Source organism: Desulfobacter sp. (assembly GCA_028768525.1).
Taxonomy (GTDB): domain Bacteria; phylum Desulfobacterota; class Desulfobacteria; order Desulfobacterales; family Desulfobacteraceae; genus Desulfobacter.
Map to the genome: position 1 here is coordinate 5,223,693 of CP054837.1, position 17,351 is coordinate 5,241,043.

Annotated in this window: 14 protein-coding genes; 10 read left to right on the forward strand and 4 right to left on the reverse strand. The window is 54.3% G+C overall.

What is annotated here, in order from left to right; genetic code table 11:
- The 10 genes from hydE to HUN04_23025 all read left to right on the forward strand — a co-directional run bounded on the left by hydE (window position 1) and on the right by HUN04_23025 (window position 12,705).
- Entirely contained in the window at window positions 1-1,119 is a 1,119-nt protein-coding gene (hydE, locus tag HUN04_22980) for a [FeFe] hydrogenase H-cluster radical SAM maturase HydE (GenBank protein WDP92429.1), read from the forward strand.
- Window positions 1,112-2,521, forward strand: a complete 1,410-nt coding sequence (locus HUN04_22985; GenBank protein WDP92430.1) for a fumarate lyase — start codon at window positions 1,112-1,114, stop codon at window positions 2,519-2,521. Before hydE ends, HUN04_22985 begins: the two co-directional genes overlap by 8 nt.
- Window positions 2,518-3,732, forward strand: coding sequence for a [FeFe] hydrogenase H-cluster maturation GTPase HydF (hydF, locus tag HUN04_22990; GenBank protein ID WDP92431.1), 1,215 nt, complete (start codon window positions 2,518-2,520; stop codon window positions 3,730-3,732). The genes HUN04_22985 and hydF overlap by 4 nt, the downstream gene beginning before the upstream one ends.
- A 149-nt stretch (window positions 3,733-3,881) precedes the next feature.
- Entirely contained in the window at window positions 3,882-4,412 is a 531-nt protein-coding gene (locus tag HUN04_22995; GenBank protein ID WDP92432.1) for an NAD(P)H-dependent oxidoreductase subunit E, read from the forward strand.
- 12 nt (window positions 4,413-4,424) lie between these two features.
- On the forward strand, window positions 4,425-6,305 hold the full coding sequence (locus HUN04_23000; protein WDP92433.1) for an NADH-quinone oxidoreductase subunit NuoF: 1,881 nt from the start codon (window positions 4,425-4,427) through the stop codon (window positions 6,303-6,305).
- A 15-nt stretch (window positions 6,306-6,320) separates the two neighbouring features.
- Window positions 6,321-8,072, forward strand: coding sequence for an iron hydrogenase small subunit (locus HUN04_23005; GenBank protein ID WDP92434.1), 1,752 nt, complete (start codon window positions 6,321-6,323; stop codon window positions 8,070-8,072).
- Between the two features lie 358 nt (window positions 8,073-8,430).
- Window positions 8,431-8,970 (forward strand): helix-turn-helix domain-containing protein, encoded by a 540-nt coding sequence (locus HUN04_23010; protein ID WDP92435.1) that lies wholly within the window; start codon window positions 8,431-8,433, stop codon window positions 8,968-8,970.
- A gap of 47 nt (window positions 8,971-9,017) precedes the next feature.
- On the forward strand, window positions 9,018-10,769 hold the full coding sequence (locus tag HUN04_23015) for a fatty acyl-AMP ligase (protein ID WDP92436.1): 1,752 nt from the start codon (window positions 9,018-9,020) through the stop codon (window positions 10,767-10,769).
- Between the two features lie 218 nt (window positions 10,770-10,987).
- Window positions 10,988-12,253: a hypothetical protein gene (locus HUN04_23020; GenBank protein ID WDP92437.1), complete on the forward strand. Its 1,266-nt coding sequence runs from the start codon at window positions 10,988-10,990 to the stop codon at window positions 12,251-12,253.
- A gap of 23 nt (window positions 12,254-12,276) precedes the next feature.
- Window positions 12,277-12,705, forward strand: coding sequence for a hypothetical protein (locus tag HUN04_23025; protein WDP92438.1), 429 nt, complete (start codon window positions 12,277-12,279; stop codon window positions 12,703-12,705).
- Between the two features lie 52 nt (window positions 12,706-12,757).
- Here the strand turns inward: HUN04_23025 and HUN04_23030 are convergent, their stop codons facing one another.
- From HUN04_23030 to HUN04_23045, 4 genes are read right to left on the reverse strand one after another with little or no spacing between them, the layout of a single operon-like run.
- Window positions 12,758-13,672, reverse strand: a complete 915-nt coding sequence (locus tag HUN04_23030; protein ID WDP92439.1) for a radical SAM protein — start codon at window positions 13,670-13,672, stop codon at window positions 12,758-12,760.
- Between the two features lie 41 nt (window positions 13,673-13,713).
- Entirely contained in the window at window positions 13,714-14,634 is a 921-nt protein-coding gene (locus tag HUN04_23035) for an ABC transporter permease (GenBank protein ID WDP92440.1), read from the reverse strand.
- 4 nt (window positions 14,635-14,638) lie between these two features.
- Window positions 14,639-15,715 carry an ABC transporter permease gene (locus HUN04_23040; GenBank protein ID WDP92441.1) on the reverse strand — a complete coding sequence of 359 codons (1,077 nt, stop codon included), beginning with the start codon at window positions 15,713-15,715 and terminating at the stop codon, window positions 14,639-14,641.
- Window positions 15,716-15,736: 21 nt separating this feature from the next.
- A complete protein-coding gene (locus HUN04_23045) occupies window positions 15,737-17,281 on the reverse strand; it encodes an ABC transporter ATP-binding protein (protein WDP92442.1) in 1,545 nt (514 codons plus the stop codon).
- Between the last annotated feature and the right edge of the window lie 70 nt (window positions 17,282-17,351).

Below are 17,351 nucleotides of genomic sequence, written 5' to 3' on the forward strand. Positions count from 1 at the left end.
ATGCCCAATCCAAAGACCTTTGATATACCCCCTCCTGATACAAAGCGTTCTTTGGAGAAACAGGGTATTCCCGAGGCCCGTTCGCCACGGGAGATAGAGGCCTTATTCCATCACCGGTCCCCGGAGGGGTTGAACCGCATGGGCCGGGAGGTATGTGAAACGGTCCATGGAGACTCCGTCTATCTGAGGGGGCTCATCGAATTTACCAATTATTGCACCTCAAACTGCCTCTATTGCGGGATACGGCGGGAGAACCAAAAGGTGCACCGGTACCGGATGGATGAGGCCCAGATTCTTGACACCGTTGCCCAGGGGGTAAAACTGGGATTTAAAACCTTTGTGCTCCAGGGCGGGGAAGACCCTAAATGGACCGTGGACCGGATCTGCCGGCTGGTTGAGTCCATTAAATCTGCGACCCAGGGCCGGGCCGCCGTCACCCTGAGCTGCGGGATGAAGTCCAGGCGTGCATATCAGAGGTTTTCAGATGCCGGTGCCGACCGGTACCTGCTCCGATTTGAGACCAGCGATCCCGAACTTCATCAACGGCTTCGTGACGGGCAGACACTGGATCATCGGCTGGCGGCGTTGGAGGGAATAAAAGCGGCCGGGTTCCAGGTGGGATCCGGATTCATGACAGGCCTTCCCGGTGAAACGCCTCAGACACGGCTGGACAATATCCTTCTCTGCCAGTCCCTGGGGCTGGATATGGTGGGTATCGGCCCCTTTATCCCCCATCCGGATACCCCCCTGGCCCGGGAGGCGTCAAGGGGGCTGGCGTTGGCCTTACAGGGGACGGCCCTGCTCCGCCTTGCCCTTCCCCTGGCACATATCCCCGCCACCACGGCTGCGGGCTCCATTGCTGAAAACGGAAGGGAACAAATGCTGTTGTGCGGGGCCAATGTGCTGATGCCCAATATCACCCCCAGTCTTTTTAAAAAATCCTACCTGCTGTATCCGGGCAAAATCTGTATTGAAGAGAATTGTGCCCAGTCCCTGGCCCATCTGGAAGCAACCCTGCCTAAGATCGGCCGCCGCCTCAGCTACGAACGGGCCGATGCCATAAAGCCGCCGCCTTGGGGGCACAGCCGCCATCTTCCCAAAGGAGGCAGATATGGGTAGGGCAGGCACAAGAGATAAATATTATGGCGAAGAGACCGCCAAGGCCCTTGAACATCTGGGGGATGATCCCACCCCCCGGCAGATGGTCCGCGCCTATGCGCTGGTGAAGCTGGCAGCCTTCAGGGCCCAGCAGGAAAGCCGCCGTATTTATCCCAAAGATTTTTTTCCCCTTCTGGAAGCGGTGACACAGGAGGTGGCCGACGGGTGCTGGGATGACCAGTTTGTCCTCCCCCTGGCCCAGGGCGGGGCCGGCACCAGCCTGCATATGAACCTTTGCGAGGTCATTGCCGCTCTGGTCAATGAACAGTATCAAACCCTGTATCCGGACCGGACGTTCAGGGCACACCCCATTGAGGACCTGGCCCGTTTCCAATCCACCAATGATACCTTTCCCACGGCGGTCATCCTCTTAAGCTTTGATTTTTTAGAAAAAATTGAAACCCGTGTCATCGGGTTTCAGGAAGCCCTTGTGGCAAAGGAAAGGGAATATGAAACCCTGATCCTTTGCGGCCGTACCCAGCTCCAGGATGCCCTTCCCATCACCCTGGGCCAGGTGTTCGGCGCCTGGGCCGGCCCTGTGGAGCGGGACCGGTGGCGGCTGAATAAGCTCAAGGAGCGGCTGCGTACGGTGCCCCTGGGCGGTACGGCAATCGGTACGGGGTATTCGGCTCCCAAAGAATACATTTTTGCTGCGGAGCGGCATCTGCGCAATATCACGGGATTTCCCCTCTGCCGCAGCCAGAATCTCTGCGACCAGGTGGCCCACTCGGACAGCCTTGCGGAAACGGCCAGGGGAATGGCCCTCTGCGCGGATAATCTGTTTAAATTCTCATCGGATCTGCTGCTCTACTCTTCAGGTTTTTTAAATGAAATCCGCCACAGGGAACTCCAGTACGGCTCCACCATCATGCCGGTAAAAACCAATCCGGTATTGCTGGAACTGATCCGGGGGCTGTCCATGGAGTGTGCCAGTGCCGGGCAGCTGATCTGCGACTACGTTAAAACAGGACAATTGCAGCTCAACGCCAACCTGCCCTTTATTGCGGAGCAGATGATACGACTGGCCACCCGTCTGATCCGGTCCCTGGACACCGCTGTATCCGCAGTCAAAGAAGGGCTTATTCCCGACAGGGCACAGATGGAGGCCAACCTGGCAAAGAGCCCTGCCATACTCAATACCCTCAGGGATGTCCTGGGCTATAACCGGGTAAAAGCGCTTGCGTCCGAGATCCAGAAAGCAGCGCCGGAAAATATCGAGGCCCTGAAAAGCTGGCTTGAAACCCATACGGAACTGGAAAAACCTTTTCTGGACCAATGGGCCTCTCCCCTGGCCTTAACCACAATGGGAAGAGCCGGCATGGAAAGGCCCGGTTCAAATAAAACAAATAGAAAGCAAGAATGAAGACCACCACTCCCCTATCGGAATTAAATAAAATCGTTATTGCCGGGATCCGCAATGCCGGAAAGTCCTCCCTGTTGAATAATCTTTTTCAAAAGGAGGTGGCCATTGCCTCGGACACCCCCGGCACCACCACGGATCCGGTGACCCGGAAGATCGAACTGGGACGAATCGGGATGTGCGCTGTCACAGACACCGCCGGGATTGACGATACCGGAGACCTGGGGGGGATGCGGGTTAAAAAGGCCAGGCAGGAGATGATGGCTTCCCATATGATCCTCTTTGCCAGTCCCGGCCATATGCCCCCCACCAACCATGAAAAAGAGCTGCGCCAATGGCTTGAAAACCAGAACCTGCCCTGGCTGGGCATCCTGACCTTTGCCGATCAGCCCGTCCACCCGGAAAAAATCGGTTTTTTCCCCGAGGAAAAGCAGGTGGTCCAGAATAACCTGGAGCCCACTGCGGCCCTGGAGCTGATACGGGCGGTTGAATCCTTTGACCGGCAGCTGGAAAAAGAAATCACTCCCGTCCAGGGGCTGGTTCATGAACAGGAATTGGTCCTGCTGGTGGCCCCCCAGGATCTGGCCGCCCCCAAAGGCCGGTTGATCCTTCCCCAGGTGGAAACCATAAGGGACCTGCTGGACAGGGATTGCGCCGCCCTCATCGTCAAAGAACGGGAACTCTACCATTATTATCACAATCTGGGCATGCGTCCCTCCCTGGTGATCACCGACAGCCAGGCCTTTCACAAGGTGGCCGCGGATATCCCCGAAAATCAGCCGCTGACCTCCTTTTCCCTTCTCTTTGCCCGGAAAAAGGCCGATCTGGCCTGGTTTATCCACAGCCTTTGTGCTTTGGAGAACCTCAGGGAAAATGGAAAGGTGCTGGTCATGGAAGCCTGTTCCCACCACTGCCAGGCCGATGACCTGGCCCGGGTGAAAATCCCCAGGCTTTTCCGCCAGCTGGTGGGGGCAAGGCTGGAATTTTCCTATTCACGGCAGTTGCCCGAGGACCCGGAAACTTATGACCTGGTCATCCACTGCGGCGGCTGCATGATTACAAGAAAACTCATGATGAACCGGGTTGAATTTTTTAAAACCCACCAGATTCCCATGCTTAATTTCGGCCTCTTTCTGGCATGGGCAAACGGACTGCTGCCCAGGGCATTGGAACCCTTTGAAGAATTGGCACAGCTCTATTCGGAATTGAACTGATATCGTTTTTTATTAGAAGGCAAAAAGAGAAGCAGAATCCCGAAGGCCCCGTATGCGACACAGGGTCCGGGTAAATATATGTATGTAAATGAGAGTAATAGGAAGGTTTAACGGGTAAAAACAATAGAAGAATAATAACGGAGAAAAGAATGGAATTATTACATCCAGGAAAGCAGAAAAGAGTATTGCCTGACGAGTTGTACGAAAAGCTGGACAGGTTCATCGATGACCTGAACATCGACCTGAAGGATCCAAGGAAAAAAGGGCACCTGATTCAGGTCCTGCACGGGGCCCAGCAGATTTTCGGCTACCTGCCCAGGGAGGTCCAGGAGCATGTGGCCAACCGCCTTGCCATCCACCATGCCGAGGTGTCCGGTGTGGTCAGCTTTTATAATTTTTTCACCACCACCCCCAAGGGCGAGTTTACCATCAGCGTCTGCATGGGCACCGCCTGCTATGTTAAAGGGGCCGACAAGGTGCTGGAGCAGTTCGAGCGGATTCTGGGCATCCGGGCCGGAGAGGTGACCGAAGACCAGAAATTTTCCATTGACAGCCTGCGCTGTGTGGGTGCCTGCAGCCTTGCCCCGGTGGTCATGATCAATGACAAAGTTTACGGCCGGGTGGCTCCCCAGGATGTTGAAAAAATTATCGAAGATTGTCTTGTAAGAGAAGAAGCCTAAGGGGGAGCGAATATGGAAAAAATCAAAACTTATCAGGAATTGACAGAGATCCACGCCAAGGTAAAACCGCTTCTGGATACCCGAATTCTTCTGGATCAATACAAGGGAAAGCAGCGTGAAATCATGGTCTGCGGCGACACCGGCTGCCAGGCCTCCAACAGCCAGAAGCTGCTGGACCGCCTCAATGAACTCATCGTTGAGCACAAGCTTGAAGATACCGTGACTGCAAAGATCACGGGCTGTTTCGGCTTTTGTGAACAGGGCCCCATTGTCAAAGTCTTCCCCGACAATGTCTTCTATGTCAAGGTCACCCCCGAGGATGCCGAGGCCATCATTGAAGACCACATCATCAATAATCGGGTCGTCAAGCGGCTGCTCTTTGTGAATCCCGAAACCGACCAGCAGATTGCCAAAGACCGTGAGATGCCCTTCTACAAGAAACAGAAGCGGGTGGCCCTGAGAAACTGCGGTCTCATCGATCCGGACAATCTCAATGAATACATTGCCAATGACGGATACATGGCCCTGGGCAAAGTCCTCAACGATATGCAGCCCCAGGATGTGATTGACGAGGTCAAGGCCGCCGGGCTCAGGGGCCGGGGCGGCGGCGGATTCCCCACGGGCCTGAAGTGGGAGATGGCCCTTAAGAATAAGAGCGATGAAAAATTCATCATCTGCAATGCCGACGAGGGCGATCCCGGTGCCTTCATGGACCGGTCCATCATGGAGGGCGACCCCCACAGCGTGCTGGAAGCCATGGCCATTGCCGGTTACGCCATCGAGGCCAGCAAGGGGTATATCTACATCCGGGCGGAATATCCCTCATGTATTGCCCGGCTGAAAACCGCCATTGCCCAGGCCGAAGAGATCGGATTCCTGGGGGAAAACATTCTCGACTCGGGGTTTGATTTTACCATCGAACTTAAATACGGGGCCGGGGCATTTATCTGCGGCGAAGAAACCGCTTTGATCCATTCCATAGAAGGCAAGCGGGGCGAGCCCACCACAAAACCGCCCTTCCCCTCGGAGAGCGGACTCTGGGAACAGCCCTCCTGCGTGAATAACGTGGAGACCTATGCCAATGTCTGCCCCATCATTAACCGGGGTTCCGACTGGTATGCCGGCATCGGAACTGAAACCTCCAAGGGCACCAAGGTATTCGCCCTGGCCGGGCAGATCAACAACACCGGCCTGGTCGAAGTCCCCATGGGCACCACCCTCAAAGAGATCATCTATGAAATCGGCGGCGGCATCCAGGACGGCCGGGAGTTCAAGGCGGTGCAGACCGGCGGTCCCTCCGGCGGCTGTATCACCAAGGAAGACCTTGAAACCCCCATTGACTATGAGTCCCTTTCTGCCATCGGTTCCATGATGGGCTCCGGCGGCATGATCGTCATGAGCGAACAGGACTGTATGGTGAGCATTGCCAAGTTTTACCTTGAGTTCACCGTTGAAGAGTCCTGCGGCAAGTGCAGCCCCTGCCGTATCGGCAACAAGCGCCTTCTCGAGATCCTGGAAAAGATCACCGAGGGCCGGGGCACCATGGAAGATATTGAAACACTGAAAACCCTTTCCCAGACCATCAAGGACACCTCTCTCTGCGGCCTGGGCCAGACCGCACCCAACCCCATCTTAAGCACCCTTAAGTATTTTGAAGATGAGTACCTGGCCCATGTGCAGGAGAAAAGATGTCCCGCCGGTGTCTGCCAGAAACTGATCACCTATGAGGTGGATGCGGATGCCTGCCGTGGATGTACCGCCTGTGCAAGGGTCTGCCCTGTGGGATGTATTTCCGGCGCTGTGAAAGAAGCGCATGTCATTGATCAGGAACAGTGCATCAAGTGCGGTGCCTGCTTTGCCAAGTGTAAATTTGCCGCCATCACAAGAAATTAAGAAAGGGAAGAATCAATGAGTGTTGCCAATATTACAATAAACGATAAGAAGATTACCGTCGAGAGCGGAACCACCATATTGGATGCCGCAAAAAAACTGCACATCAAGATTCCCACCCTCTGTCATCTTGACCTCCACGATATCAAGATGGTCAACAGGACCGCCTCGTGCCGGATCTGCGTGGTGGAGGTGGAAGGGCGCAGAAACCTGGCCCCGGCCTGCACCACCCCGGTCATGGACGGCATGGTGATCAAAACCAATACCATGAAGGCCATCAAGGCGAGAAGGACCGTGCTGGAGCTGATTCTTTCGGACCACCCCTTCAACTGCCTGAGCTGTGCCAAATCAACGGACTGTGAACTCCAGACCCTGGCCAATGAGTTCGGCATCGATACCCGGCCCTACCAGGGCGCATCCTCCCATTATCCCCTGGATGTTTCAAACAAGGCCATCCGCAGGGATCTGGACAAATGCATCATGTGCCGCCGCTGCGAAACCATGTGCAACGAGGTGCAGACCGTGGGCGTGCTGACGGGATTCGGCCGGGGATTCGAGGCTGTGGTGGCCCCTGCGGACATGCAGCCCCTGTCCGAATCCACCTGCGTTTACTGCGGACAATGCGTTTCCGTCTGCCCCACAGGGGCCCTGACTGAGCAGAGCGCCCGGCCGGAGATCTGGAATGCCCTCTTTGATCCGGATAAATACGTAATTGCCCAGACCGCCCCGGCCATCCGGGCCGCCATCGGCGAAGAGTTCGGCATGGCACCGGGCACGGCGGTGACGGGCAAGCTGGTTGCCGCCCTGAAGGACCTGGGGTTTGACGATGTCTTTGACACGGATTTTGCCGCCGACCTGACCATCATGGAGGAGGCCAATGAGATCGTCCAGCGGGTGACCAAGGGAGAGAACCTTCCCATTCTCACCTCCTGCTGTCCGGGGTGGATCAATTTCCTGGAATACCAGTTCCCGGATCTGACCAATATCCCTTCCACCTGTAAATCTCCCCAGCAGATGATGGGCGCCGTGGTGAAATCCTACTACGCCGAAAAGCTGGGCAAAAAGCCCGAAGACATTGTCATGGTTTCCGTCATGCCCTGTCTGGCCAAAAAATACGAGGCGGCCCGGCCTGAGTTCGCCCCCGACGGGGTGCCCGATGTGGACCATGTGGTTTCCACCCGGGGCCTTGCCAAGATGATCAAGGAGGCGGGCATTGACCTGGGCACCCTGGAAGACGAGGATTTTGACCATCCCCTTGGGGAATCCACCGGCGCCGCCGTCATCTTCGGCGCTTCCGGCGGGGTTATGGAGGCGGCCCTGAGGACCGCCTATGAAACCGTCACCGGCAAGCAGCTGGCCAAGGTGGATTTCAAGGCTGTCCGGGGCCTGGAGCAGATCAAGACCGCCACGGTGGACCTGAACGGCACCACCCTCCGTCTGGCCATCACCTCCGGCCTGGGCGCGGCCCGCACCGTTCTGGAGCAGATCCGGGACAATGAGGCCCAGTATGATATCATTGAAATCATGGCCTGCCCGGGGGGCTGCATCAACGGCGGGGGCCAGCCCCTGATCCACGGCGATTTCTCAGTGGTTGAAAAGCGGCGTCAGGCCCTTTACAGCGAGGATGAAGGAAAGGCATTGCGCAAATCCCACCTGAACCCCTCCATCCAGAAGCTGTATAAGGAATATCTTGGGGAGCCCGGCAGTGAAAAAGCGCATAAATTGCTGCACACCCATTATTTCCCCCACAAGGATTACACCGGAAAATAGCTGCCCTGCAGCTGCGGGCTGAAAAGACCTTCCTGCCCCGGTTTATTACCGGGGCGGCGGCACGCCCTATAGAAGATGAGAAACAAAAACCCCTGCCGGAATTCATCCGGCAGGGGTTTTTTGTCCGGTTTTTGTCAAATTGGAGAAAAAATCATTGTTTCTTGGGCCAAACTGTGCTTCATTCCAAGTTTGTACGATAATGGAGATCTATTTTGAGGGCTTCAATTATATCGTTCATAAATCGTTCAACCCATTATTGCGGCCCCCAAAAACTGCCCAATATGGCTGAGTATATCAGCCAGATATTTGAGCATTGCCATCATGAAGCTTGAGTTGCTGGATGTTAGGAGGGGATGCTGTGAAATGTCATAAGTGCAACAAGGAGATGACAGCCTCAAAGGAGGTTTACCATTATACGGAATCCGGTCTGGATAATGTTTATCTCTGCAATGTGGATATTTATAAATGTGAATGCGGGGAAGAGGTCGCCTCTATTCCCTCCCTCATAGAAGTGGGGGCCGCCATCGGGCTCTGCCTGATAAAAAAGCGGACCTATCTGAACGGGGAAGAACTCAAATTCCTGCGGAAAAATGCAGGGCTCAATGCCAAATCCTTTGCCGAATTCATCGGGGTGAACAAATCCACCTTTTCCAGGTGGGAGAACAATAAGCAATCCATTGATAAGTCCAACGACCGCCTGGTCAGGCTGGTGTACGCCAATATAAAAAGGATTCCCCAGGATGAGATCAAGGCCCTGTTAAAAAAGACCATCAGGGAAATCGGCCGGCGGGAGGAGGATACCACCATAAATATCCCCGTTGAGAGATTGGCGGCCGGCCGGCAGGGGGGGCACTCCTTTGCCGCTGAACCGTCCCTGGCGTGGAGAACGGCCGGATAACGCCCCGGTACAAAAAAAATCAGCATTTCGATGAAAGGGGGACGCTTGTGATCCATATGACAATTGTTGACTTTCTGGCGGAGCGGGCTGTCAGGGATGCAGACAACCTGGCATTCAGGTTCATGGAAAACGGGGATCTGGACGGCCCCATTAAGGAATGGTCCTTTGCCCGGCTTTATGCTTTCAGCGCAGGCGTTGCCCAAGATTTCACCGACCGGGGACTGGCCGGCACCAGTGTTCTGCTGGCCTTTCCGCCGGGACTTGATTTTGTCAAAGCCTTTTACGGGTGCCTCCTGGCCGGCGCAAGGGCGGTGCCGGTGCCCCTGCCCAATCCCAGGAGTAAAAATCCTTTAGGCCGGATACTCAATACCGCCAAGGTCTGCAGCGCTTCCGTGGTGCTGACCACCAAGCCGTTTGCCGATATGGCCAAAACCCTGGGGGACCTTCCGGTCAGCTTCCAGGCGGTCACCGATGATACGGCAGCCGATTTCACAGGCCCCAAACCCGGGATGGAAGATGTGGCCTACCTCCAGTTTACATCCGGGTCCACCGGACACCCCAAGGGGGTTGCCGTCAGCCATGCCAATGCCGTGGCCAACCTCAGAGTCATGGGCCAGATGCTCAGGCTTGATTCCACCAAGCCCGCCATCGTATGGGCCCCCCACTACCACGACCTCTGCCTGGTCTGTGATATCCTGGGGCCGGTCTTTTTCGGATACGAATCCACCATTATGTCCCCCATGGATTTTTTGATGAAACCGGTCCGCTGGCTCCAAGCCATCAGCCATTACAAAATCGCCAACTCCGCCTGCCCCAATTTCGGGTATGCCTATTCTGTCCGGCGGATCACGGCCGAAGAATGCAGGGGGCTGGATTTAAGCTCCTGGGAAACGGCGGGCAACGGCGGCGAACCCGTGCTGCCCGAGACCCTGGCCGCCTTTAATGAAAAATTCGGTCCTTTGGGGTTCCGGCCCCAGGCCTTTATGCCCTGCTACGGCATGGCCGAATCCGTCCTCTTTGTGGGGGGACTCAAACCCCGGTCCCAGCCGCCCAAAGTGATCGCCCTAAGTGCGGAAGCCCTTGAAGATCACAGGGTCCGTCCTATTGACGGGGATGAACCGGGGGCACGCAAGGTCGTCAGCTGCGGCGGCCCCGGGGGCGGTCACAAGATCATTACGGTGGATCCGGCCACCCTCACAGCCGCCCCGCCCAATCAGGTGGGGGAACTCTGGATCAAAGGGCCCAGCGTCCCCGCCCTGTATTGGGGGCTCAAGAAAGAATCCGAAGCCACTTTCGGTGCCTGCCTTGCCGATACGGGCGAAGGCCCGTTCCTGCGTACCGGGGACCTGGGCTTTGTCATGGATGGTGAAGTCTATGTGACAGGCCGGCTCAAGGACCTTATCATCATTGCCGGCAAAAACCACTATCCCGGCGATATCGAGGTTACCGTGCAGAATTCAGATGCCCCGGTCCGCCTGGGGGCCTGCATTGCCGTGGCCATACCGTCCAGGGACGGGGGAGAGGAACTGGCCGTCATTGCCGAGGTGGACGACCGCAAAATCCCCGACCATATCAGGGAGGGGGAAGGTCAATCCTCTGCCGCTGACCCATTCTGGTCCTCGGCCGTGCGGATCCTCCAAGGAGCAGTTTCCAGCGGCCACGGCCTTTCTGCCGGGACCGTCGTATTTGTCGACCCCCGGAGCCTTGAAAAGACATCTTCGGGCAAACCCCGGCGCCGGTATTACCAGGAGCGCCTCATCCGGGGAGAACTGGCCGTGGTGTATGGTGAAGGCTTGTAAAAATCATTTCTCGTTTTTCTGATAAGAAACGGTGCAATCTAAACATGCGGTTTAACCAGGGGGCTGATTTTGGGGAAGCATTTTTTTTCTTGACTCACCTTCCTCCAACTTGTTACGACAGCAAAATGCTGTATCAAGCTGAAACTAATCTTTCGGATATGTATTATTTTGTTGGTTGACAAAAAGAACGTTACTATCCTGCATTTAAGGAGAGCAATATGTACAAAATTGCTAGAATTTTTATCTTGTTATTCATTATATCAATGGGTTTATCTTCGTATTTGTTTGCAGCCGACATGTCCCAAGGCCTTAAATGCCCCCCCGGATGGAATGACAACAGATCTGCAAGAGGAAACGATCTCATCAAACAATGCATATCCCCTTCTCAGGATGCTTTCATAGAATTATACGCCTCGGCCAGCAAAGAAATACCGCTTGGCCAATTGCTTGATGCATGGACAAGTGAAATGACCCGGCGCGGACTCCCTTTCCAGAATTTTGTTAATGAACAGCCGGGTCAGATTTCAGGTTATCCGGCTGTAACCCGCGTCTATTCAGGGCACACCAGCAACGGTAATCAGTTCGACTCTTCCCTCGTGGCCTCCAGATATAAAGGCGCTAACTACGTTTTTCAAGGGCTGTCTTTAAAGGGGCGGGAACAGGCCAGGCAGCAGGTCCGCCATGCCATGAATACCTGGTATTATCCAGGCGCATCTCACCAGAACCCCGTGAATTCAAACGGCGGATTGCCCCTTGGAGCTGGCAGTTCCGTAAAAACCTCCCATAAAGGAAATGCAGGAAAATTACCGACGATATCCGGAACATTCATCGCAGATAAAAAAGATTATTGGGGCGGGAAATATTACTATCGGATTTACCATTTCAACGGGGACGGCACATTTATAGACGGGACTAAAAATGCGGCAACCGGCAAGGTGAAAATGGGAACGCGAAAGCAAGGTTACAAAATATCGAAATCCGGGAACTATTACGTGGTGAAAAGCGGTAAAAATTCTTGTACGGATGGATATGTCACCGATACCGAGGGCAACCAAATTACACGGTTTAAGAGCGGATGCTATAGCTCAGGCGGAAAAGCCATGTACTTTCATCGGGTCAAAAACAGTTCCGTAAAAACGGCCCATAAAGGAAGCACAGGAAAATTGCCAACGATATCCGGAACATTCATCGCGGACAAAAAAGATTATTGGAGCGGTAATTATTATTATCGGATTTACCATTTCAACGGGGACGGTACATTTATAGACGGTGCTAAAAATGCGGCATCCGGCAAGGTGAAAATGGGAACGCGAAAGCAAGGTTACAAAATATCGAAATCCGGGAACTATTACGTGGTGAAAAGCGGTAAAAATTCTTGTACGGATGGATATGTCACCGATACCGAGGGCAATAGAATTACACGGTTTAAAAGCGGATGCTATACCTCTGGCGGAAGAGCGATGTACTTTCATCTGGTCAAATAATAATCTCCCTGTCGGCAGGTTTAATGAAAGGCACATATACTTTACTTCTGGTTATTATCCTTGCAATTAACCTGCTTGTGGGGTGTGACAAGGATCCAATAGACCGGCGGGTTTATGAAAAGGATTTCTGTACCCGTTATCATGAAGCCTTCCCTGATTGTGATTGTTTTTTTGATCCGAATTCTGAAAATGGCGGGCAGGGGAGATACGGTGATGGCGCTTTGTATAAATCAGGAAGAAAGATTAGAAACAATAACGATGCAGAAGCTTTTTTTAACAGATGGCTGTTTGCGGTACAGAAAGACTATTATGACAGGGATAAGATAAAACAAGATACAAGAATTGCATGTCAACGACTGGGACATGGGTTTTATAATTGTTTTGTATTTAATGAATTCTATGTAACGATTTCCGATGACGGTGACATCTATAAAACGGTGTGTATGGAATAAAGCCCTCTATTCTATTAAGCGTTGCCGGAAGACTGGAAAACGATGGGGGCATTTATAAGCCGCGCATGTATTCAGGGCGTCTGACCGCTGGATCTTTTATGCCGGCTTGGACTCGGGATAAAAACTCTTTTTTGTCTTTTCCCAATTCGCCCTTCAGACTCAGGTAATTGGATGCATGATTGGTGTTGAATATGCAGCCGGTCAGGTCATCGGCGGTATGATCGATCAGGGTATACAATTCTTCTAAAATCTGGGTGGAGGTGCAGGGCTGGAATTTGTTCTCCAAATTCTGTGCGAGGATCTCCGACCCCGGGGTCATCTCCAATGTGAGGGGGGAGATATACCATTTTTTCGGCATGGGTGGTGCCATGCGGTTTATTAATTTTGCCGATTCAATTGCATGGCTGCGGCTTTTTTCCGGGTCATTCCCCGCAAGGCCCAACAGGAAGATCCCGGACCAGTCAATTCCGGCCCGGTGGCATTTTTGGGCGGCCAGGGCGTAATCCTCCTGGGTCGCCCCCTTGTTGCACTCTTTGAGCACCTGGTCATCCCCGCTTTCAATGCCCACATAAACCATGGTGAACCCAGCGTCGGCAAGCCGTTTTAAATCCTCATCAGATTTTTTTACGATATCCTTGACATGGGCATAGGAACTGACCTTTCGTAAATTGGGGTGCTGCTGACGGCAGTATTCTGTCAATTCAATGAGGATATCGGATTTCACAACAAAGGCATTGCCGTCTTCAAAGAATATTTTTTCAACCCGGTTCCCGAACATTTCCCGGGCCCTGCGGATATCGGTTTTGATATCTTCAATATCTTTGCGCATGGAGAATTTTTTTGTCCGGTACATGGAGCAGAAGGTGCACCTGTGGGTGCAGCCGGTGGTGACTTTGATCAATAATGAATCCCACTCCGAAGGAGGCCTGAATACAGGTGCTTCTAAATTGCCAACGTCCATGTTCATCGGTTTATTTCTCCTTTAACGGTTGGGGGAACCGTAATACCCTAACGCTCCCCCCGTTTGTAGGGCGCCGCCAGCATGGCCGGGGCGTTGAGTTTCTTGGCATCCAGAAGCGATATCACCAGGAGGATGATCAGGGTGGCGGCATAGGGGAGCATGGCCAGGAAGTTGGGGGAGATGCCCAAAGGCTGCATCAGGTACTGGGCCACAAAGATGCCGCCGAAGACAAAGGAGGCCCAGATGGCCCGGCCCGGGTTCCACAGGGCAAATATGGTCAGCGCAATGGCGATCCAGCCGCGGCCCGCGGTCATGCCCTCCACCCAGGATTTTGAGTAGGAGATGGAGAGATGGGCTCCGGCCAGGGCGGAAAAGGCGCCGCCGATGATCACGGACCAGTACCGCACCGCATAGACGTTCACCCCCTGGGTCTCGGTGGCTTTTGGGTTTTCCCCCGTGGATCTGACCTGGATGCCCAGGCGGGTCCGTTCCAGGAAGAACCAGGCCACCAGGGCCAGGACAATGGCCAGGTAGAAAAAGGGGCTCTGGTGGAAGAGGGCTTTGCCGATGTACGGGATGTCCGAGAGGTATGGAATGGCCACATCCTCCATTTTGATGGAGAGGGGACGGCCCACATAGGGTTTGCCCAGCATGCCGGAAAGGCCCAGGCCCAGCATGGTCAATGCCAGGCCGGACACCACCTGGTTGGCCTGCAGGGAAATAGAGGCAAATGCGTGGATAACGGAGATGGCCATGCCGGCCCCCACGGCGGCCAGAACGCCCAGCCAGGGCTGGCCCGTGGTCATGGTGACGATGAAGGCCACAACAGCGCCCACGGCCATTACCCCTTCAACCCCCAGGTTGAGAATGCCGGACCGTTCGCACAAGACTTCGCCGGTCGTGGCCAGGAGCAGGGGGGTGCCTGCCACCATGGTTCTTTGGATGGTTGATATGATGATCTCTTCCATGTCTTTATTTTCCGAATTTTATTTTAATTTTATGGTGGAGGAAATAGTCGCCCATGATCAGGAATATGAGCAGGATGCCGTTGACGATCTGAACCGTGGCCGCCGGCAGCCCCAGAGAGATCTGGATGGCGTCCCCGCCCACGATGATGCCGGCAAATACAATTCCCGAAAGGATGGCGTACAGGGGATTGAGCTTGGCCAGCCAGGCCACGATGATGGCCGTGAACCCGTAGCCCGAGGAGACCGATGCCGGATACCCGAGATAGTGGTGGATGCCGGCCACCTCGCCCACGCCGGCAAAACCGGCCAGGCCGCCGGATATGGCCATGAGAATGAGGCTGGTTTTCAGAAAATTAATGCCGGCGTATTTACCGGCGTCCGGATTTTCCCCCACCACCCGGGCCTCGTAGCCGAACCGGGTTTTATAGATGAGAACGGTTAGAACCACCGCGCAGATGACGGCCAGGATCAGGGTGGCGTAATGGATCCTGGAACCCGGAATTACACCCAGGAGCGCTGCGTCAGGCAGATTATCCGTGCCGGGAAACCCGAACCTGGATTTGCCCTTCCAGGGGCCCACGATGAGCATGGTCATGAATTCGGCGCAGATGTAGTTGAGCATCAGGGTGGTAATGACCTCGTTGATGGCGTATTTGATTTTCAGGATGGCCGGGATGATCCCCCACAGGGCACCGCCCATGAATCCGGCAAGGAAAACCAGCGGTACGGTGAGCGTTGCGGGCAGGCTGTTGCCCAGCGCCTGGGCGGTCCAGGTGGCGAAAATGGCCCCCATGAGCAGCTGGCCCTCGGCCCCGATATTCCAGAATTTTGCCCGGAAGGCCAGGGTGAGGCCGGCTCCGATGAGGATGAGGGGAATGGCCTTGGTGATGGTTTCCTTGATTCCGTACATGGAGCCGAAGGAGCCCATGAAAATTTCGGAAACCGCAAACAGGGGGTTGACCCCGGCCAGTAGAAATACAACGCTGATGGCCAGGATACCGGCCCCCAGGGAGCCGACATTGGTCATAAAAGACCGGAACGGGGTGATATTGAACCGGTCGCTTGTGGTAATCTGAATCATGGATAAATAATGCTGCTTTTTTTAAATTTGGTTGGTTGAAGGTGTCGTATCCTCAAAACGTTTGGAACCGGCCATCATCAGGCCGATGTCGCATAGCCTTTCGTCATCGGCTTCCAGGATGCCCATGAACTCACCGTCAAAAATCACGGCCACCCGGTCGCAGAGTTCAAAAATTTCTTCAAGGTCTTCTGAAAACAGTAAAACCGTGCTGCCCTGTTTTCTCAGGGTCAGCAAATGTTCCCTTAAAAATTGTGTTGCCCCCACATCCAGCCCGTAGGTGGGATGGGAGGCTACCAGAAGCTGGGGCTGTTCACTGATTTCCCGGCCCAGTATCAATTTCTGGATATTGCCGCCGGACAGATTTCTGATCTGGTTGTTGATGGAGTGGGTGGAGACCCTGAAATCTGAAATCAGGCTCTTTGCGTGGTTCTTCACCTGGCTGTATTTGAGGAAATACCGCTTGGAGAATTTTTTCAGGTGGTGCTGCTTGAGTATGGCATTGTCATAGAGGAAAAGGCCCGGGGCGATGCCGAAGCGGATCCGTTCTTCGGGGACATGGGAGACGCCGTAGTCGTAAATCTTGCGGGGGGACATGTTGGTGATATCCTGGCTGCCCACCTTTACCGCGCCGCTGTCGATTTTCCGGATGCCGGTGATGGCCTCGGCCAGTTCCCGCTGGCCATTGCCTGCAACGCCGGCTATACCGAAAATCTCATTTTTATAGAGGTCAAAGGAAACGCCCTTGACGGCCGGCAGTCCTTTGTCTCCGGTGACATGGATGTTGTTGACGCCGAGGACCTTGTCCCCCCTGGCCATTTTTTCCTTGCCGATGTTGAATACCACGTCCCGGCCCACCATCATCCGGGCCAGGCCTTTTTTGTCCGTGTCACTGGTCTCTGCCCCGCCCACGATCTGCCCCTTTTGAAGGACCGTGACCCGGTCGCAGATGTCCATGATCTCATCCAGCTTGTGGGAGATAAAGATCATGGAATGGCCCTCGGCCTTCATCCGGCGCAGGATTTCGATGAGTTCCTTGATTTCCTGGGGGGTGAGCACGGAAGTGGGCTCGTCCAGAATCAGCAGGTCCGCCCCGTTCAATAAGGCTTTTATGATCTCCACCCGCTGCTGTTCCCCGGCGGAAAGCTGCCAGACCTTCTGGTCCAGGTCTATGCTGAAATCAAACTGCCTGGAGAATTCCGCCACCCGTTCCCGGATCTTAATTTTGGGAAAGAAAAATGGCGTATCTTTGTAGCCCAGTGCGATGTTCTCAATCACCGAATGGTTCTGGACCAGCATGAAGTGCTGGTGGACCATGCCGATGCCGTGGTTGATGGATTCCAGGGGAGTTGTGATTTTAATGGGGTTTCCGTTGATCCGGATTTCACCTGCGTCGGGCTGGTAGAGGCCGTAGAGGATATTCATCAGGGTGGTCTTGCCGGCGCCGTTTTCGCCCAGCAGGCCCAGGATTTCTCCAGAATCCACCTTGAGGTTGATATCCTTGTTGGCATGGACTCCCTGAAATGATTTGCAGATATTGACCATTTCAAGGCGTTGAATTTTTTTCATATCTTTTCTTGTAAACTCTAATTTTGAAAAAAGGCCGGGAAAGGGTTTCCCGGCCTTTATGGGCTAAAAC